The sequence below is a fragment of the Hymenobacter lapidiphilus genome (assembly GCF_013377885.1).
GTDB lineage: Bacteria > Bacteroidota > Bacteroidia > Cytophagales > Hymenobacteraceae > Hymenobacter > Hymenobacter lapidiphilus.
Map to the genome: position 1 here is coordinate 84559 of NZ_JABKAU010000003.1, position 20390 is coordinate 104948.

The window sequence follows — 20390 nt, forward strand, 5'->3', positions numbered from 1 at the left end:
ACTGACAACCCATTTATACCTGTTCGGCCTCGGCCAGCGCCTTGCGCAGGGCGGCCAGCTTGTGATGGACCTCCTGGAGCTCAGAATTGGTGTCGGAGGCGGCTACCACGCCAGCGCCGGCCTGGAAGTAAAGCTTGCCGCCAGTGCTCAGAAACGAGCGAATCATGATGGCGTGGTTGAAGTCGCCGTTGAAACCCAGATGGCCGATGGCGCCACCGTAATAGCCGCGGGCGGTAGGTTCGAGCTGGTCAATCAGCTGCATGGCGCGGTGCTTGGGTGCGCCCGAAAGCGTGCCGGCCGGAAAGGTGTCGGCCACCACCTGCAGCGAGTTGGTGCCATCGGCAAGCCGGGCCCGCACTTCGCTCACCAAGTGGATAACGTGCGAGTAGAACTGGATTTCGCGGAAGGTTTTCACTTCCACCGCGTCGCCGTGGCGGGCCAGGTCGTTGCGGGCCAGGTCCACCAGCATCACATGCTCGGCGTTTTCCTTGGGGTCGTCGGCCAACTGCCGGGCCAGGGCAGCATCCTGGGCGTCGTTGCCGGTGCGCCGGAAAGTGCCGGCAATCGGGAACAGGCTGGCCTCGCGGCCCTGGATGCGCACCTGGGCCTCGGGCGAAGAGCCGAAAATCTTGAACGCCCCGTAGTCGAAGTAGAACAGGTAGGGCGAGGGATTGATGGAGCGTAGCGCCCGGTACACGTTGAACTCGTCGCCCGAAAACCCCTGCTCGAAGCGCCGCGACAGCACAATCTGAAACACGTCGCCCAGGTTGCAGTGCTTCTGGCCCTGCTCCAGCACCGCCAGAAATTGCTCATCGGTCTGGTTGCTCTGCTCCTCCCCTTCGGTTTTAAACTTGAAATCGGGCAGCGAAGGGTTGCGGATCAGGTTGATAAGCCGCGTAAGGCCGTCCTCGTCCACCGCCTCGCCCGCCAGCGTGTGCTCGAACACGTACAGCTCGTTGCGGAAGTGGTTGATGGCAATAACATGGCGGTAGGTGCCGTAGAGCATATCCGGCATTGGGCCCGCGGGTTGCTTGTTAGGGTCGAGCGTGAGGTCCTCGAAGGCCTGCACCGCCTCGTAGCCCAGGTAGCCGAACAGCCCGCCGGTGATGAAATCGTGGCCCGTATCCTCGGTCTGGAAAGCGCTGGCAAAGGCTTGGAGCCGCCCCAGCGCCTCACGTGGCGAGGCCAGTGTTTCGGTTTCCACCACGTCGCCCGGCAGGCGCAACGTCAGCTCACGGCCCCGCAGCTCGAAGCGGGCCAGCGGGTCGAAAGCGAGGTAGCTGAAGGCATTCTGCTGGCCGTGGTAATCGGAGCTTTCGAGTAGCAGGCAGTTGTCGTACCGGTCGCGCAGCCGCAGGTAAAGGCCAACCGGCGTTACGGTATCGGCCAGAATGCGGCGGAAACGGGTAGTGAGGGAGTAGGATTGCATGCGCGGGCTGGTAGTGGTGAGCAGGAAAGAGAGCCAGCGCCGGGCACAAAAAAACCCGGCGGGCGGCCGGGTTACATCTGGAGCAGTTGCGAAGAACAGGATTCGTTTCTAACGCACGCACAGGTTGTCCCGTCCGGAAATTCCGTAGGGCCACCACCAGGCTTGCATCATCATCGAAGTACTCATTGCCAAAACAGGATTTGGGGCGTTGAACGTTGCAAAGCTACCAACGGTTGGCGTCGGCGCAAGAAAAAGCCCGAATTTTTTCAGTTGCCGGTGTCCAGTTGTTCGTTGTGAGTTGCCCATAAGCTCGTCATGCTGAGCGCAGCGTAGCGGAGTCGAAGCATCTCTACCGCAATAGTAAACCCAATGGTAAGGTTACTACTGCGGTAGAGATGCTTCGACTCCGCTACGCTGCGCTCAGCATGACGAGCTTATGGGCAACAAAAACCGCTACTCCTTCACCAGCGCCTGCCGGCCCTGCAGTGTGCCGGCCGTTACGCGCAGTTGGTACACCCCCGACGGCAGGTCGCTTACATCAAGCACGGCCCCCGACTTAAGCTTTTCGCGCCGCACGGTGCGGCCACGGGCATCTACAATTTCCAGCCGGGCACTGCCCCGCACCTCGGCGGGCAACAGCAGCGTGAACCGGTTGCGGGTGGGATTGGGATAGGCGCTGAAGGCCATGCCGGCTACCGGCCGGCCGGTAGCTGTTACCACGGCCGGCCGGCTCAGCCATTGGTAAGCTACGGAAAACTCCCGCTTCCAGAACCACTCGGCGTGCTGGCCATCGGGTACCGCCTGGTAGCTGAGGTTGGCAGCTGGCACACCAGCCTTGGCCAGCGAGTCGTGCACGGCCCGCATCAGCGGGGCCATGGTGGCACTTTCGGTCGCCCCGGCCACGAAGTAAAACCGGGTATCGGGCCGCGGCGGGTGTTGGCTGATGTAAGTAAACAACGGCTGCTGGGCAAACCAGAAAGCCGGCGAGAAAACCCCCACCCGACCATATACCAAAGGATATTTCAGGGCGGCGTACGTTGAAATCAACCCACCCATGCTGCTGCCGGCCACACCCGTAAACTCGCGGCCCGTAAGGGTGCGGTAGTTGGCATCAACGTAGGGCTTAAGCGTTTGCACCATAAAATCCACATACTGGTCGCCCTGGCCGCCGCCGTATTGCGGGTTACGCCACGGCGAAAGCTCGTTCAGCCGCTCGGCCCCGCCATTATCCACAGCCACCACAATGCTGCCCGTGGCATCGAGCCCCTGGGCCTGGAGCTGGCTCAGCGTCTCATCTATGCCCCACTCGCCCGAAAAGCTGGTGCAGGCATCAAATACATTCTGGCCGTCGTGCACGTACAGCACTGGGTAGCGCTTGTTCGGGGCCGAGGCGTAATCGTTGGGCAGATACACCCAGATACGGCGAGTGCGCCCCAGTTGCGGCATGGCAAACGATTCGCTGATGACGCGCACGTTGGGCTGCAGGGCAGTGCTTTGGCAGGGCGGTGGAGCTGTACCGTTCAGGTCTTTCCAGCCGCCTACGGTCAGGCTTAGCGTAGCCGGAGCGCCGCTTAGCGTGTGGCGGCGGTTGGCTACGTCCTGGCCCGACGCATCGGTTTCGACGGTGGCCCAGGAGCCACGGGTGAATTTGAACTCTACCGGTCCGGTGAGGGTGGCTGGCAGGATAAGCTCATACGAGCCATCAGCTTGCCGCACCAAGGCGTGGGCAGGGCTGGCGGGCGTCCAGCCATTTAACGTGCCGGCCAGAAACAAACTGGCGTCGGCAGGCGTGGCAGCCGGTACGGCAGTGACGCGCACAGTAGTTTGGGCACCGGCGTAGAAAGCAGGCAGCAGCATTGCTATAGAAAGTAGCAGACGAAGCACAGGCAGAGTGATTAATTGGCAACTAGATGAATAGGCCGCAAGCTACACCTGAATCGGTGGGTAGCAAAAGAGGCGAACAGTACGGAAGTGAACTAGCTGATTATAGTGTTTTGGGGCGTTTCGGCGTCCTGCATTTTTCCGGGAAAATGCATCTGTCAGGGCCGGCCGGAAGCGCGTAGCAAGGGTGAGTAAGTTCTCACCTTTGCCGGCTGGCCATATCGGCTACATCTGTTCACCTGGGCCCAGACAGCTATAATAGGCACCATCCGCAAAATCCTAGGTTATGTACAAATGAAGTAGGTTAAACACCTTCTTTTTCGAAGCATCCAGCCACCTCTGTATTGACTTAAACTTTTCCTCTGTTTGCTATATCCCATCGAACTCTGAAGGTTCTTGAACGGCTTCGGGTGTTTTAATGATGTCGCATCCATCAATACAGCATTAATGTCATTAGCAAATCACGCCTAATTATACATATGCTTGCTGTTTTTGGCGAAATACGATACCTGTTTGCTACCTGGAAGCTATTATCTGGCAAATACAAGCAACACAGCACCTACTTCTATCCTTCTTAGTACCCGATCTACTCCGGACTATAGCCTTGTGAACAGGTTGATTTCAGGTACGTTCGCGCACCAAACCAGTGTTGCAACCCTAGGTTAGCAAGGGTCTGCCGGTGGCTCAGGCTCCCCCCCGCTCGACCCCTAAACAGGCAGATACCTTAAAATGCAATTATAACTAAACCGTTTTGGCCCCTGCATAGCACAGATTTATGATGCGGAGAAGTTTATCTTGCGGTGTTTCTGTGTGTTCTGGTAGCCGTATGTGCCACCTTCAGCAACCTTGTTGTGCACATGAAGCTGTTACGCCGGCTAACTATTTATAGCCGGGGTCGTCATCCAAAAATTCCCATTCCGTCCGAGAGCGGACAACCTCATCTCAACCTCTAATAATTTTCACATGAAAAACCCTTATCTGGCGAAAGTGGTACTGCCACTGCTGTGCGCAGGCGCAGGCATCAGCAGTGCCTATGCGCAGGGAATTGGTACGGTCAGCGGCCGGGTGCTCGACGAGAAAGGCGAAGGCCTGCCGGGCGTAACGGTGCTGATTGAAGGCACCTCCCTGGGTGGCTCGACCAATGGCGATGGTACGTTCCTGATTCAGAACGCCCCCACTGGTCCGCAGACGCTTGTTATTTCGTTCGTAGGTTTCTCTACTCAGCGCAAAGCCATCAGCGTAACGGCCGGCCAGAATACGGCCGTACCCGCCCTGACCATATCGGAAAACACGACGCTACTCAACGAGGCAGTAGTAGTGGGCTATGGCACCCAGCGCAAGCAGGATGTAACTGGCTCGGTAGCAACCGTGTCGGAGAAGGAGTTTGTGAAGGGGCAGGTAACCAACCCCGAGCAGTTGGTGCAGGGCAAGATTGCCGGTGTCAGCATCACGACCGGCGGCGGCGCTCCAGGCGCGGCCTCCACGGTGCGTATCCGTGGCAACTCCTCGCTCAATGCCAACAACGACCCGTTGTACGTGATTGATGGCGTGCCCGTGGACAAAGGCGGCATTTCGGGTGCCAGCAACCCGCTCTCGCTCATCAACCCCAACGACATCGAGTCGGTGACGGTGCTCAAAGATGCCTCGGCCACGGCCATTTATGGCAACCGGGCGTCCAACGGCGTTATTCTGGTAACCACGAAAACTGGCCTGCCGGGCGAAAAGCTAACGGTTAACCTGTCGTCGCAGACGTCGGTTTCGCGACGCTTCCAAGAGTACGATGTATTGAATGCCGATGAGCTGCGGCAGATCGTTCAGGAGAATGGCTCGGCCTCGCAGGCCGCCACGCTGGGCACGGCTAATACCAACTGGCAGAGCGAGATTTTCCGCACCGCCGCCACCTACGACAACAACATCAGCCTGACCGGCTCGGTGGGCAAGCTGCCCTTCCGCGTTTCCTACGGCAACCTCAACCAGGACGGCATCGTCATCACCAATAACCTGAAGCGGAACACGGGCTCTATCAGCCTCTCGCCGGTATTGCTGAACGACCGGCTAAAGGTGAACGTGAACGCCAAGGGTACGCGAGTAGACAACCGCTTTATTGATGACGGCCAGGTGGGTGCGGCTGTGCTCTTCGACCCCACTCAGCCCGTGTTTGGAACCGGCGAGCAGTACGGCCTGTACGGCGGCTACTTCCAGTACCTGCAGCCCTCTGGTACGCCGCTGGGCCTGGCCCCCGGCAACCCGGTAGCCTCGCTACGCAACACCAGTAACATCAGCACCGTCGACCGCCTGATTGGCAACGTGCAGCTCGATTATAAGCTGCCGTTCGTGGAAGGTCTGCGGGCCAACCTCAACCTGGGCACCGATGTGTCGAAGGGCGAGGGCTCGACCACCAACCAGCCCACCGATTTCGGCAATTTCAACCCCGAAGCCATTGGCAACGCCGACCTGAACGGCCGTTACACCCAGTTCAACCAGCGCAAAATTATGCAGTTGCTGGAAACGTACCTGGCCTACGGCCGCAACTTTGGCGACACCCGTTTCGATGTGCAGGGCGGTTACTCGTACCAGAAATTCGTAAACAAAGGCGACAACTTCCTGGCCCGGCGCTTCGACCGGACCACTCTGGTTAACCCTCTCGACAAGAATACCGTGCCGGGCTACTATTCCAAGTTGGTGCTCCTCTCCTACTTCGGCCGTACTACGCTGAATGTAAAGGACCGCTACCTGCTTACGGCTACCGTACGGAACGATAACACCTCGCGCTTTCTGGGTGACAAGCGCAGCGGCTGGTTTCCGGCCCTGGGCCTGGGCTGGCGCCTGAAGGGCGAGAACTTCTTGGCCGACAACACCACCATTTCGGAGCTGAAGCTGCGCGCCGGCTATGGCCGCACCGGCCAGCAGGATATCGGGGGCGTGTACGACTATTTGCCCCGCTACGTATTCGGCAATGCCGCCGCTCAGTACCAGTTTGGTGGGCAACCCGTTGTTACCGCCCGCCCATCGGGTTACAACAACCAGCTGCGCTGGGAAACCACCACAACCTGGAACCTGGGCCTCGACTACGGCTTGTTCGATGACCGCATCACGGGTGCCATTGATGTATACGAGCGTGAATCCACCGACCTGCTGGCCAACGTAATTGTACCTGCCGGCGGTAACCTCACCAACCGGCTCGACGCCAACATTGGCTCGCTGCGCAACCGCGGTATCGAGTTCATCATCAATGGCTCGGCCGTGCGCTCGCAGGACTGGAACGTGGATCTGAACTTCAACCTGGCTTACAACGAAAACAAAATTACCGATCTGGGTCGGCAGCAATCTGGTTTCAATGGCTACGAAACGGGCGGCATTCCGGGTCGTACGGGTGCCAACATCCAGATTAATACTGTTGGCTTCCCTATCAACTCGTTCTATGCGCAGCAGCAGGTATACGACGCTAACGGCCGGCCACTGCAGGGCGTGTTCGTCGACCGCGACGGCAACGGCACGGTAACACCTGATGTAACTGATTTCTACCGCTACAAGCAGCCCGCTCCGCGCCTGACGCTAGGCTTCACGCCTTCGGTAGGCTACCGCAAGCTGAACCTGAGCATGCTGTTGCGCGCCAACGTCGGCAATTATGTATACAATGGTGTGGCGGCCAACCTAGCTAACTTCGCCAATGCCAACAGCTCGACCGGCTTCGTAACCAACATGCCGCGTGATATTTACAATACCGGCTTTACTACGCAGCAGGCGTTTTCCGACTACTATCTGCAGAATGCTTCCTTCCTGCGGGCCGAAAACATTACGCTCGGCTACAATGTAGGTAAGTTGTTCAACGACAAGGCGAACCTTCGGTTGAGCGCAGCAGTTCAGAATGCATTCCTGATTACGAAGTACGACGGAATCGACCCCGAAATCTCGGGCGGCATCGACAACAACTTCTACCCCCGGGCCCGCACGTTCACGTTTGGTCTCAACCTCGGCATCTAAATTCCCCCACCCATGCAAAAATCTATCATTCGCGGGCTGCTGATTGCCTCGGCCGGTTTGGCCCTGGCTGCCGGAAGCACCTCCTGCACCAAAGACCTCGACCAGGAGCCCCGCTTCGAGTTGACGCCCGACAAAGTATTTGCCGATCTGCAGGGCTACCGCCAGGTGCTGGCCAAGCTGTACGCCGGTTTTGCCGTAACTGGCCAAGTAGGCCCTGCTGGTGACAACACCGGTGACATCGGGGGTATCGACGAAGGCACCTCCGACTACATTCGCCAGTACTGGAGCGCCCAGGAGCTGCCCACCGACGAGGCCGTAGTAGCCTGGAACGACCCGGGCGTGCAGGACTGGCACAACATGAACTGGAACGCCTCCAACATCCTCATCCGGGGCCTGTACAGCCGTATTTTCTACGAAATCTCGATCTGCAACGAGTTCCTGCGCGAGTCGGCCGACGATAAGCTCTCGGCCCGCCTGAGCGCCGACGATGCGGCTACCGTGCGCAAGTACCGCGCTGAGGCCCGTTTCCTGCGCGCGGTGGCCTACATGCACGCCATGGACCTGTTCGGCAACGGCCCGTTCGTTACCGAGAACGATCCGGTAGGTTTCTTCCAGCCTCCTTACTACACCCGTAGCGAGTACTTCACGTTCGTGGAGAAGGAGCTGACGGAGCTGGCCGCCGACGCCAACTTTGCCGACGCCCGTACCAACGAGTACGGCCGCGTAGACAAGGCCGCTGCCTGGGGTATGCTGGCCCGCCTCTACCTCAATGCTCAGGTATACACCGGCACGGCCCGCTACAACGATGCAGTGATCCAGGCTAAACGCGTTATTGATGCCGGCTACAAGCTGACCGAAGCTCCGGCCGGCCAGGTTGCCTCGGCCTATGGCCGCGTGTTTCTGGGCGATAACGACGCCACCGTTGCCCGTACTGAGATTATCTGGCCAGTCGTGTTCGACGTGAACACCACTCAGAGCTTCGGCGGCACCACGTTCCTGGTAAATGGCTCGACGGGTGCAGCAGCCGACTGGCAGCGCAAGGTGGGCCAGACCACCGGCTGGCAGGGTCTGCGCACCACCAGTGCCTTATTCAACATGTTCCCCGACACGGCCCTCGACCGTCGGGGTCGGTTCTGGACTCAGGGCCAGACGCTGCAGATCAACGACCTAAGGCAGTTTTCGCAGGGTTTCGGCGTGCTTAAGTTCCGCAACGTCAGCTCGAGTGGTCAGGCGCTGGGTGGCTCGCAGAACTTCTCGAGTGTCGACTTCCCCATGATCCGGGTGGCCGAGATGATGCTTATCTACGCCGAGGCCGTAGGCCGCGGTGGCTCGGGCGACGCAAACTTAGCCCTTGGCTATGTCAACCAGATCCGACGCCGCGCCTTTGGCCTGCCGACCACCACGCCTAGCCCGGTGGCCGATGTTACGAGCCAGGTGCTGGCCCCCAACTCTACGTTCCTGCTCGACGAGCGGGCGCGCGAGCTGCACTGGGAAGGTCACCGTCGTACCGACCTTATCCGCTATGACCGCTTCGTAACAGCGACTTACGTATGGCCCTGGAAGGGCGGCGTAGCAGCAGGTCGGGCTGTAGAGAGCTTCCGCAAGCTCTACCCGATTCCAGCCGCCGACCTCTCGGTTAACCAGAACCTGAAACAGAACGAAGGCTACTAGCCACCGAACTTTTTTGGGGCCGGCGCTTTTATGACAGTGTCGGCCCCATGAGGGTTATTTTCCCACCGCTTTCTTCTTTTAACCCATGAGCACTTTTCTTACCCGCTTTTCTTTAGGGTGGCTGGCCGTGGCTGGTTTGGCCCTGACAACTTCCTGCGAAAAGGACGAAACCAAGGTTACCCTCGACCAGGGAGCCGCGCCCCAGCTGACCACTTCCAGTAACACTGTGGTACTGACGCAGGTAAACGCGACCCAGCAGGCGGTTACCTTCAACTGGACGCCCAGCACTTCGCCAGCCTGGCAGAACACCAGCACTCAGTACAGCCCGCCGGTTACTTATACCATTCAGCTGGACAAGGCTGGTAACAACTTTGCGGCTCCTGCCAACCTGGAGGCCGGTGCTGGCCCGAACACAACGGTTACCGTTGAGCGGCTGAACGCAGCCCTCAACGGATTGGGCCTAGAGTTCGGTAAGCCTGCGCAGTTGGAAGTACGCCTGAAGTCGGAGCTGGCCGCGAATGCGCCTCTTTTCTCTACGGCTCAGCCCTTCACTGCCACCTCTTACAAGGTATGTTTGCCCCCCAACGCCAACACTTGGGGTATTGTAGGTCCGGCGGCTAACGGCTGGCCCAGCGACGACAATGCTACCGACGACAACCTCACGTACGACTGCGACACGAAGTCGTACGTGATTACGCGCGCCCTCAAGGTCGGCGATTTTAAGTTCCGTCGTAATAAAGCTTGGGCAGTTAACCTAGGCGGTGCAACGGGCGACTACTCTCAAGGTATTCCGCTGACGCTCGGCGGGGGTGATTTGAAAATTGCTGCCGACGGTATTTACAAAATCAGCCTGCAGGTAACGACTGACGCTGCGGGCGCTGCTACCGGCGGCCGCCTGACCATTGTCAAGCAATAGTTTACTCGGTACACGCCAGCCGCGGTTATTCCAACGCAGGTGGCGCCTGATTCCTACAAACAAAAAGCCGCTGAAATTCAGCGGCTTTTTGTTTGTACCCGGTACTGTTCTCAGTAAAGCTGGTGCCAAATGAACAGCTTTATGCACGGTGAAGCCGAATCATCTCTACCGCTACGTTGAACAAGTGTGACGAAGCAGTAGAGATACTTCGGCAAGCTCAGTATGACAGACGGTTGACTTCATCACTCGCGCAAATCCCAGGTTCTCCATAACAGCTCATTCTTCTGGTTTCAAGACAGACTATCAAAGCAAAAAAGCCTTCCGCTGGTAGCGGAAGGCTTTTTTGCTTTGGAGCAACGCACCTAAGTTAACCGTGTTATCCGGATACTGTCGGCGTAGCGGAGCTATTTACTGCACAATCAGCTTCTGGCTGGTGCTCTGGTCACCTACCTGCAGCTTCACGAAGTACGCGCCCGAAGCCAGACCGCTGATGCCAAACTTCTGAGCACCGGTCTGACGACCAGCGGCAACCGAGCGCACCCGCTGACCAAGGGAGTTAAACACATTAACGCTGACTTCCTGCTGGCCAGGAACTGCGTAAACAATCGTAGCCTCACCCACGGTAGGATTTGGATATACACCGAACTTGAGGGCACTGGCAATGGCCGAGCGGCTAGCAAGCGTAACCCCAGTGGCTCCAAGATTGAAGCCAGCGCTTTGGGTTCCGGCAATAGTAGCAAAGTCTACATCGTTACCACCCATACCAGCACCTGCACCACCCAAATTAGTCCCCTGCAAGCCAGTAGTAGGCAACGGGGCAGTAGGCTGCGGAATGAATTCGCCGGAAGCAAAACCGCCGTCACCGTTGTTTTGGATAGCGAAAATTCGGAAAGTTGGAGTTCCCGTAGCAGCGCCTAGTGCGGCACGGTCCAACTCAATCTCCCAACCAAACGAACCAACGCCACCGTAAGTAGCCCCCGTCTGGGGCGATGTATTGCCCGGATTGTCTTTTATTTCGCCACTAGACGTGTTGCGGTATGCCGTGCGGGCACCAGCCAGACTAGCATAGGAACCAGTTGTTGCGGTAGCCGGAATGATAGCGGCGGTACCATTACCTATTACGCCAGCATTTTCAACAGTCAATTGCTTGCTCTGTACAGCGGTGGCGGAAGTGAATACGGCAGCCTCAATCTTGTAGTTCTGGACGCCAGCAACTGCGGCTCCATCACTCCGTAGAGCCAATGCTAGGTCAGCAGCCTGCTCAAGTTTAATTCGATTGATTTTTTCGAACGAGGTGCCAGCAGTACCCGCGGGTAGAAAAGTAGCGGTGGGTACGCCGGTTACACCGGGCATATCCAAATAAATTTGGAACGCATTGCCACCAGCTTCCACTGTGCCACCCAGGAACATGTAGACCTTTGTAGGGGTGCTGGCTACGTATAAGCTCAACAGACCAGCCTTACCGAACGGACGACCATCGTTTTGGTTGCCGGTGAAGTAAGTGCTCTTACCGAGTAGCACGTAATTGCCGGCTGTTAGTTCAGGTGCCGTAAGTTGGCCGTCGACTGTGACCTGAGCCTGGGCCGAGAAAGCACCAGCCGTGAGCAGCCCAAGAGCTGCGAGAGTAAAATGTTTCTTCATGAGTAAATAAGTAAAGAAGGTGGGTGAAAATTGCGCTAATCGATCATCAGCTAGCAGCCGAACACCGGGTTTTGCGTTATAAAAATACTACTTTATCGCGCAAAAGAAGTATTTATAAAGAAAAAATATCAATATTTTACCTACTGCTAATCAGCAACTTAACACATAAACAGCCCATTGTATAAACATTGGTGTCTGACGGACACGCCTAAAGCAGGCTGCGCAACAGGAACAAATCGAACAGGCGGCATTTTTTTCTACCGAAAAGTTTTCCGTGTTTCGTTCTTCGCTCCTGTTCCGGCAGCTTCACAAATTGGCTGCCACAGGATTTTCCCGTCATCTTTCACCCCCTGATATGATTCTTATTGCCGATGGTGGCTCGACCAAGAGCAGCTGGTGCCAACTCGATGAGGCCGGCAACCGTGTGTACTTCAACACCGAGGGCTACAATCCCGACTTCATGAAAACGGCCGCCGTGGCCCAGTCGCTCGACCATAACCTGCCCGACAACCTGCCCCGGGCCGACGTTACGCAGGTACACTACTACGGCGCCGGCGTGTCGTCGGCGGCGAAGGCGGAAGTGCTGGCCGCCGCCATGCGCCAGACGTTTCCGAACGCTACGGTTACCGTAGACCACGATTTGCTGGCCGCCGCCCGGGCTTTGTTAGGTCGCAAGCCGGGTTTCGGTGCTATTCTGGGCACCGGCACCAACTCCTGCCTTTACGATGGACAGAAGATCATTCACAACGTCGACTCGTTAGGCTACTTTCTGGGCGACGAAGGCTCGGGCTCGTTCATTGGCAAGCGGCTGCTGCGCGACTATTTACGTGGGCTGCTGCCCGAAGGACTGCAGGAAATTTTCCTGGAAGAGTTCAATCTCACCCGCGACGATATTCTGGACCGGCTGTATAACCAGCCGCTGCCCAACCGCTTTCTGGCCAGCTTCGCCAAGTTCACCTACGACCACAACAACATCAGCTACTGCCGCGAAATCGTGCTGCAGGGCTTCGAGACGTTCTTCGAAAACATCGTTCGCCACTATCCCAACTACCAGGACTACACGTTCAACTGCATCGGCTCGGTAGGCTACAACTTCCGCGACGCGCTGGCCCAGGTAGCCAAGGACCATGGCATGGAAGTCGGCAAAATCATCCGCTCCCCTATCGACGACCTGGTAGCTTTCCACGAAGCAGAACTAGGTGCGTAATCTGCTTTAAAAACCGTCGGAACGGTACTGTCGAAACGATGTAGGGGCGGGGCTTGCCCCCGCCCGCCGTTGAACGGGTCCAGCCGGATTTCGTCCAACGGCGGGCGGGGACAAGCCCCGCCCCTACATCGTTCTTTAAAAAGCAGGCCCCGTACTCAACTGAGTACGGGGCCTGCTTTTTAAAGAAAACAATCGGCTCAAAAAACCTAGTGGTTCACAATCAGGCGGATGGACTGCTGCTGGGCGCCGGCTTGCAGCCGAACTAGGTACACGCCGTTGGCCAGGTTCTGCAGGGGCAGCTCCAGGCTCCGCGAGCCAGCTGGCTGGCGGGTAGCGGGCAGGGTTTGTACTGTGGCTCCGAGCAGGTTGGTTACCGTAACCTGAACAGTGGCAGCCTGGGGCAGCTCGTAGCGAAGCTGGGCCGTAGCGCCGGCCGGGTTGGGCTGGGCCGTGAGCTGGAGTACCGCAGCGGCACTGGCGCGACGGTTGCTGAGCACCGTGCCGGCGGGCACCGTGATTTTGCGCGAGGTATACACCGCGAACTGACCGGGGGCCAGCGGGATGGAAGCCGAGGGGTCGGTTACGACCAGGGTTTCGCCGGTCAGGTAGTTGTACCAGGTGCCGGCGCTCTGGAAGTTGGGCACCACGGTGGCCGTCGTTACATCGAAGTTACCGACGATGGTCACGTTGAGGCGCGGGTCGGAGAGCTGCAGGGTTTTCACCGCCCCGTTCAGGTTCTGGGTGAAGCTGGCGGGATTTTCGAAGGCAGGCTCCTGCACTTTCAGGGCAATCAGGCTGCGGTACACGTCGTAGAGGTGGCGACGGTCGGCCTCCTGGTAGTAGTTCCAGAGGGCGGGCTTATTGGCCAGCTTGCACTGGTCGTTGGTTTGGTAAGGTACCGGAATGGTGCCATCGGGGCAGCTGAAGATAGACTTATCGTAGCCGACTTCACCAAACTGCCAGATCATTTTCGGGCCGGGCACGGTAAAGAAGAAGGCAGCAGCCAGCTCCTGGCGCTTGAGAGCCGTCGACAGGTTTTTCACTGAGTACGAGCCCGAAGCGTTGCCGAAGGTCAGGTTCTTGTACATCAGGCGCTCCTCGTCGTGGCTTTCCATGTAGGTAATCAGGTTGGGCTGGTTCCAGCCGCGCTGCTTGTAGTAGCCGCCGCTGAAGTTAGATTTGCCGCCTTCGTTGTAGCCCATCGTGGCCTCGTTGTAGGCATCCGTCATCTTGCCCCACAGCATGAGACCCATATCCGACAGCACTTTTTCTTCGTCGTTGTTGCCCAGGTGCTCCAGAATGGCATACGAGGTCGGCGATACGCTCACCTGAAAATCGTGGTAGTCCTTCCAGATATCCACCCGCGTCTGGTCGTACTGGTTCCAGGCACCTACGTCGTTCGATACTTTCTGGGTGAAGCCTTTGCTCAGGTCGAAGCGGTAGCCGTCGATGTTGTACTGCTTCAGCCAGAACTCGATAACCTGCTTGCTGAAGTAGCGGGTGAAAGGGCTTTCGTGGTTGAAATCGTAGCCCACGTTGAAGGGGTGGGTAGCGGTGCGGTTGAACCAGGGGTTGTTGGTGGCCGGGTTGCCGTCCTGGAAATACATCTGCACCATGGGGCTCTGGCCGAACGACTGGTTGAGCACCATATCGAGCACCACGGCAATACCGCGCTTGTGGCACTCATCGATAAACCGTTTCAGGTCGTCTTTGGGGCCGTAGTACTTGTCGGGCGCGAAGTAGTACGATGAGTTGTAGCCCCAGCTTTCGTTGCCTTCGAATTCGTTGGCCGGCATCAGCTCAATCACGTTCACGCCCAAGCGCTGCAGGTAGGCCAGCGTGTCGGTGAGAGTCTTGTAGTCGTGCGCAGCCAGGAAGTCGCGCACCAGTAACTCATATACTACCATATCCTCCTTCTTGGGGCGCTGGAAGTTCGTGTTCTGGAACGCGTAGGGCGTTACGTTGCTTTGCAGCACCGACACAATGCCGCTCTGGCCGACCGGGTAAGCCTTCAGGCCCGGGTACGTAGCGGCCGAAATAAACCGGTCGTTCTGGGGGTCGAGCACTTTTTCGGTAAAGGGGTCGGCTACTTTCAACTGACCATCCACGAGGTACTGGTAGGCGTACTCCTGGCCGGCGGTCAGGCCATCTACCTGCACCCACCAGCGGCCGTTCACCGAGTTGTCGGGCTGGCCGGCAGCATCGGGCGTGCGCTTCATGTAGCCGGCGGCCGTGGCGGTCCAGTTGTTGAACTCGCCGATAACGTGCACGAAGCTCTTGTTGGGAGCCGTGAGGCTGAAGATGGCCGAAGCTCCGTTGTTGATATAGGTTATGCCGTTGCGGTTGGCACCGGCGGGCAGCGCAGCTACTGTTACGGCTTCGCGGGTCTGCAGCGTCAGCTCGGTGGCAGCCGAAGCGGTGGCGGTGGTGGCGGTGAGGCGCAGCGTGTTGGCGCCGGCCTGCGTGAGCGTTACGGTGGCCTCAATGGCCGTGGCGTTGGTGGCCGTGGCAATCTGGGTGCCATTGAGCAGCAGGGCCAGGTTGGCAGGCACCACCGAGGTGCCTTTCACGAGCGTGGGCGAATTCAACGGGAATACGAACGGGCCGGGGCCGCTGGGCTGGGTGAAGCGCAGGTCGAAATCGTTCTGGGCCACGTCCACGAAAATGTCGCCGCCGGGGCCACGGCCCACAATCGAGCCATCGGCGTTGCGGAACACCATGGCCAGGCGCAGAATCTGCTCGGCGGCCGGCACATTGTACCAGGCCCGCACGCTGGGCGTGATGGCAATGGTGTAGATGTTGGGGTTGGTGGCGCTGCGCGTGAGCTTCACCGACGGATCGGGAGCGTTGAAGTTGGTGAACTTCACATACTTCCAGTCGGAGGGGCTAGTGCTCAGGTTGGTGATGACACCGGTGTGCACGTACACGTCGCCGCTGAGGTTGGCTAGTGCTGCATTGCCCTGCGTGGCATCAAAGGTGAGCGTAACAGCCTGCGCAGCCGTGAACGAGGCGGGCTGGGCAGTGACGACCTGAGCCCAAGAATCGGGCCTGGCAGCTCCGAAAGCCAGTAATACCAGAAAAAGTCGAAGTATTCGCATAAGAGAATGGGTTGAAAACTTTAAAAATCAGGAGCGGAGAACAATGCTGTATTATCTACAATCAGGATTGATTTACCGCCTTACACTACAAAGGGGCATTAAATATACAATAGCACAAGCGGGTTCACCAAGTCAATAGCCGCATTTAATGTAGATTTAACCAGATTTTTTCCACTGCCCTTGTCCTCACCCCTCCCTGCTCTTCGCTCCTGCCTGTTCGTGGGCTTGCTGAGTGCGCTGCTTGCCGGAACGGTACAGGCCCAGGTACCGCGGGCAACCACCGAGACAGCCGTAACGGAGCCAGCAGGCTCCCCTGGTTTTCCGGCCCCGGCCGATAGCCTGCAATCGGCCATGCCGGGGCGGCTTAACCAGCGGCTGCCGCTGCTGGCCGGCGGGCTGGTGGTGTCGTACTCGGCGCTTATGCTGGTGCTGAGTAAGAGCTGGTACACGGGCGAAAAAAGCCGGTTCCACTGGTTCAACGACCTACCCCAATGGAAGCAGCTCGATAAGGCCGGGCACATTTGGGGAGCCTTCCACGAAAGCCGCGGGGCAGTGGATATGCTGCGCTGGGCGGGTGTGCCCGACCGCCGCTCTATCTGGTACGGCGGTTTCGTGGGCTTCGTGCTGCAGGCTCCCATCGAGCTGTTCGACGGCCGCGACCCGGCTTATGGGGCCTCGGCCTCCGACCTGGCAGCTAACTTCCTCGGCTCGGCCGGCCTGATAAGCCAGCAGCTGGCCTGGAACGAGGTGCGCATTATGCCCAAGCTCTCATTCCGGACCACCCGCTACGCCGATCTGCGCCCCAACGTGCTGGGCCGCGGTCTGGGCGAGCAGTTTCTCAAAGACTACAACGGCCAGACCTACTGGCTTGCTACCGATGTAGGCGCGTTTCTGCCCGCCGGCAACCGCTGGCCCCGCTGGCTGCAGCCGGCGGTGGGCTACGGGGCCCAGCAGATGGTGTTCAACGACCCGCAGGCCAACGCCGCGCTGGGCCTGCGCTCCTACCGCCAGTTCTACCTCAGCCTCGACGTGGACCTGCGCCGCATCCCGACCCGCAACAAGGTGCTTAAAAAGGTTTTCTACGCCCTCAGCATCTTCCACCTCCCTGCCCCGGCCCTGGAGTGGAACCCGCGCCACGGCTTCCGGGCCCATGGGCTGTACTGGTAATAATTCGGAGCGAAAACGCCGGTCGGCCATCATTCCAACGCAGTTTGCGTAAGCAAATGGCGACCTTTACACCTCCCCCATGAGAGATGCCAGAACGAATCTGCGGCATCTGCACCATCTGCAACATCTGTGCTATATGAATATTGGAGACCGAGTACGCCTGCTGACCGGGCGCGAAGAAGGCATCATTACCCGGCTGCTCAGCGACGAGCTGGTGGAAGTAGCCATCGATAATGACTTCACCATTCCGGTACTGCGCCGCGAGATTGTGGTAGTAGCGGCCGAGGAAACCAAGGCGTTCGGCAAAAGCGCCGCCGCCGTGGAGTCGGAGAAGAAAGCCGCTAGCAGCGGGGCCGCCATGGCCGCTAAAGCCGCCAAAAAGGCCGGCATGGCCACCGAAAACCCGGCCGCTAAACCAGCAGCTTCCGGCGAAAGCCCTGCCCCCCTGAAAGCCGATAAAGCCCAGCCCGCGCCGGTGCAGAAGGGCATCTACCTGGCCCTCATCCACCAGTCGCCCGAACTGTTGGCGCTGCATCTGGTCAACCACACCGACCGCACCGTGCTCTTTACGCTGGGCGAGGAGAAGCGGGAGAAATACCGGGCCCTGAAGGCCGAGAAGCTGGAAGCCAAGTCGGCTAGCGAGGCGCTGGGGCATTGGCACCTCAAGGATTTCGACCAGTGGCCGGCGCTGCTGGTGCAGCTGCTGCCGTTCCAGTTCAACAGCCCCGATGCGTTCGAGCTGCTAAATAAGCGGCTGCAGTTCAAGGCGGCAAGCTTCTATACCAGTCGCCAGCCCAACGTGCCGGTGCTCCAGCGGGAAGCTTACCTGTTCCAGCTCGACGAGAAGCCCGCCGCCCCGGTAGCCCTGCCCGCCGTCGAAACCGAGCAGCCAACCAACGCGCCCACCGCCAAGCCGCAACCCGTCACCGACAAGCAGCAGCTGGCCGACAAGCTGAAGGCCCAGCTAACCGGCAACGCCCCCGCTAAGCCTGCCGCCGTGGCCCCTGCACCTGAGCCCGCCAAAGCCTTGGTAGCCCCATCGCACGAAATCGACCTGCACCTAGAGGCCCTACAGCCCGAGGGCGGCACCGAAGGCTTGAGCAACTCGGCTATCCTCAAGCTCCAGCTTGAAGCCTTCGAGGACACGCTGAGCCGCGCACTGGCCACCAACATGCACGAAATCATCTACATCCACGGCTCGGGCAACGGCACGCTGCGCAAGGAGCTGCACAAGCTGCTAAGCCGCAACCGCGACATCAAGTTCTTCGAGGATTCGATGAAGGAAAAGTTTGGCTACGGCGCCACGCTGGTACGACTGAAGTAACAGTTCAGGCTACTGAACGCTGTAGGGGCGGGGCTTGTCCCCGCCCGCCGTTGAACGGTTACCGTTATGGTGGCGCGAATGGCGGGCGGGGGCAAGCCCCGCCCCTACAGCGTTCTGCCGGTTTCGTATTTATCTGATTTTTAAGATTGCTAAAGTCCAGCATGAAACTCCCCGCGCTTCTCGCCGCTTCCCTCCTACTGCTGCCCCTCACGCTACCGGCCCAGCAGCTGCCGGTGTCGCGCACCATCCGGGCCACTTATGACAAGGGCACCCGGGCCGAGAGCGGGCTGCCGGGCCCCAAATACTGGCAGAATTCGGCCGACTATAAAATCAAGGTTCGTTTCGACCCAGTTACGCGGCAAGTGCGCGGCACGGCCGATATTGCCTACCGCAACGCCAGCCCCGATTCGCTGCGGCAGGTATGGTTTAAGCTTTACCCCAACCTATACCAAAAGGGCGCACCCCGGGCCAGCGGCATGAGCCCCGAAGATGTGGGTGAAGGCATGCAGCTCACCAACTTCACGCTCAACGGCCAAGCCATTCCGGCCACCGACCTGCGGCCCAACTTCACCAACCTCGTGGTGCCGGCCCGCAAGGCCATTGCCCCCGGCCAAACGGCCCGCATGACGGTGGAGTTTGCCTACACGCTGAACGCCGGCTCGCACATGCGCACCGGCCAGGTCGAGCCCAACGCCGATTTCGTAGCCTACTTCTTCCCCCGCGTGGCCGTGTATGACGATATAGACGGCTGGAACCGCAACCCCTACATCGGCTCCCAGGAGTTCTACAACGACTTTGCCAACTTCTCGGTAGACGTTACCGTGCCCAAGGACTTCGTAGTGTGGGCTACCGGCGACCTGACCAACGCCAACCAGGTGCTGGCTCCCAAATTTGCCCAGCGCCTGCTACAAGCCGAAACCCAGGACCGCATCACCAGCATCATCACCGAAGCTGACCTGAAAAAAGGCGGCATCACGACCACCAGAAACCCCGAGAACACCTGGCATTTCGAAGCCCAAAACGTGACCGACTTCGTGTTTGCCACCACCGACCATTATGTGTGGCAGTCGAGCAGCCTGGTAGTCGACCCGGCCACCAAGCGCCGCACGCGGGTGGATGCCGTGTACAACCCCAAGCACAAGGACTACGCCGAGGTAGTAGACTTTGCCCGCCAGACGGTGCAGGCCATGAGCTACACCTTCCCCAAGTGGCCCTTCCCCTACTCCCACGAAACCGTTTTCGACGGCCTCGACCAGATGGAGTACCCGATGATGGTGAACGACAACCCCACCGAAACCCGCGAAGACGGCATCACGCTCACGGTCCACGAAATCTTCCACACCATGTTCCCCTTCTACCTGGGAACCAACGAAACCAAGTACGGCTGGATGGATGAGGGCTGGGCCACCATGGGCGAGTGGATTATCTCGGGCATGATTGACCCCAAGCTCGACGACAACTACGGCATTGCGCCCTACGCCGCCGGGGCTGATACCGAGGCCGACGTGCCCATCATGACGCTGAGTACCCAGCAGTCGGGCACGGCGTTCTTCCTCAACTCCTACCCCAAACCCGGCCTGGGCTACCTCTACGTGCAGGATTTGCTCGGCGACGAGCTGTTTACGAAGGCCCTGCACACCTACATCCGCAACTGGCAGGGCAAGCACCCCATGCCCCACGATTTCTTCAACGCCATGAACGCCGGGGCGGGCCGCAACCTCAACTGGTTCTGGCAACGCTGGTTCTTCGACGGCGGTTACCCCGACCTGGCCATCCAGCAGGTGACCAAAACCGCCACCGGCTACGACGTGGTAGTGGAGTCCAAAGGCTCCAAGCCCGTGCCGGTCGACCTCACCGTTACCTTCGCCGATAACTCAACCCAGAAAATTCACCGCACCATCGGCGTCTGGGAGTCGGGCACGAAAACCGTTACCGTACCCGTGCCCACCACTAAAGCCGCGCAGCAGATGGAGCTCGGCGCCACGCTGGTGCCCGACAGCTACCCCAAGGATAACGTGTGGCTGGCGAAGTAACCGGATGGTATAAAACGTCCCGATCGGCATCTCTCAGCG

At 59.0% G+C, this 20390-nt stretch carries 11 protein-coding genes; 7 read left to right on the top strand and 4 right to left on the bottom strand.

What is annotated here, in order from left to right; all coding sequences use genetic code 11:
- Positions 1-13: 13 nt before the first annotated feature.
- A complete protein-coding gene (locus HW554_RS02515) occupies positions 14-1429 on the bottom strand; it encodes an anthranilate synthase component I family protein (RefSeq protein WP_176906773.1) in 1416 nt (471 codons plus the stop codon).
- Positions 1430-1882: 453 nt separating this feature from the next.
- Positions 1883-3286: an alpha/beta hydrolase-fold protein gene (locus HW554_RS02520; RefSeq protein WP_176906774.1), complete on the bottom strand. Its 1404-nt coding sequence runs from the start codon at positions 3284-3286 to the stop codon at positions 1883-1885.
- A 987-nt stretch (positions 3287-4273) separates the two neighbouring features.
- Here HW554_RS02520 and HW554_RS02525 point away from each other — a divergent pair.
- The 3 genes from HW554_RS02525 (at position 4274) to HW554_RS02535 (ending at position 9881) form a co-directional block, all read left to right on the top strand.
- The gene (locus HW554_RS02525) at positions 4274-7294 is read left to right on the top strand and encodes a SusC/RagA family TonB-linked outer membrane protein (protein WP_176906775.1); all 3021 of its coding nucleotides are present in this window, start codon (positions 4274-4276) and stop codon (positions 7292-7294) included.
- Between the two features lie 12 nt (positions 7295-7306).
- Positions 7307-8965, top strand: coding sequence for a RagB/SusD family nutrient uptake outer membrane protein (locus HW554_RS02530; RefSeq protein WP_176906776.1), 1659 nt, complete (start codon positions 7307-7309; stop codon positions 8963-8965).
- Positions 8966-9050: 85 nt separating this feature from the next.
- Positions 9051-9881: a SusE domain-containing protein gene (locus HW554_RS02535; RefSeq protein WP_176906777.1), complete on the top strand. Its 831-nt coding sequence runs from the start codon at positions 9051-9053 to the stop codon at positions 9879-9881.
- Between the two features lie 408 nt (positions 9882-10289).
- On the opposite strand, the gene HW554_RS02540 is transcribed toward HW554_RS02535, so the two are convergent.
- Entirely contained in the window at positions 10290-11522 is a 1233-nt protein-coding gene (locus HW554_RS02540; RefSeq protein WP_176906778.1) for a T9SS type A sorting domain-containing protein, read from the bottom strand.
- 355 nt (positions 11523-11877) lie between these two features.
- On the opposite strand from HW554_RS02540, the gene HW554_RS02545 reads away from it, so the two are divergent.
- The gene (locus tag HW554_RS02545) at positions 11878-12729 is read left to right on the top strand and encodes an N-acetylglucosamine kinase (protein WP_176906779.1); all 852 of its coding nucleotides are present in this window, start codon (positions 11878-11880) and stop codon (positions 12727-12729) included.
- Positions 12730-12935: 206 nt separating this feature from the next.
- Here the strand turns inward: HW554_RS02545 and HW554_RS02550 are convergent, their stop codons facing one another.
- Positions 12936-15827: an alpha-amylase family glycosyl hydrolase gene (locus HW554_RS02550; RefSeq protein WP_246285071.1), complete on the bottom strand. Its 2892-nt coding sequence runs from the start codon at positions 15825-15827 to the stop codon at positions 12936-12938.
- Between the two features lie 180 nt (positions 15828-16007).
- On the opposite strand from HW554_RS02550, the gene HW554_RS02555 reads away from it, so the two are divergent.
- The 3 genes from HW554_RS02555 (at position 16008) to HW554_RS02565 (ending at position 20351) form a co-directional block, all read left to right on the top strand.
- Positions 16008-16994 carry a YfiM family protein gene (locus tag HW554_RS02555; protein WP_246285072.1) on the top strand — a complete coding sequence of 329 codons (987 nt, stop codon included), beginning with the start codon at positions 16008-16010 and terminating at the stop codon, positions 16992-16994.
- 136 nt (positions 16995-17130) lie between these two features.
- The gene (locus HW554_RS02560) at positions 17131-18318 is read left to right on the top strand and encodes a Smr/MutS family protein (RefSeq protein ID WP_176906780.1); all 1188 of its coding nucleotides are present in this window, start codon (positions 17131-17133) and stop codon (positions 18316-18318) included.
- A gap of 161 nt (positions 18319-18479) precedes the next feature.
- A complete protein-coding gene (locus HW554_RS02565; protein WP_176906781.1) occupies positions 18480-20351 on the top strand; it encodes a M1 family metallopeptidase in 1872 nt (623 codons plus the stop codon).
- Positions 20352-20390 lie beyond the last annotated feature (39 nt).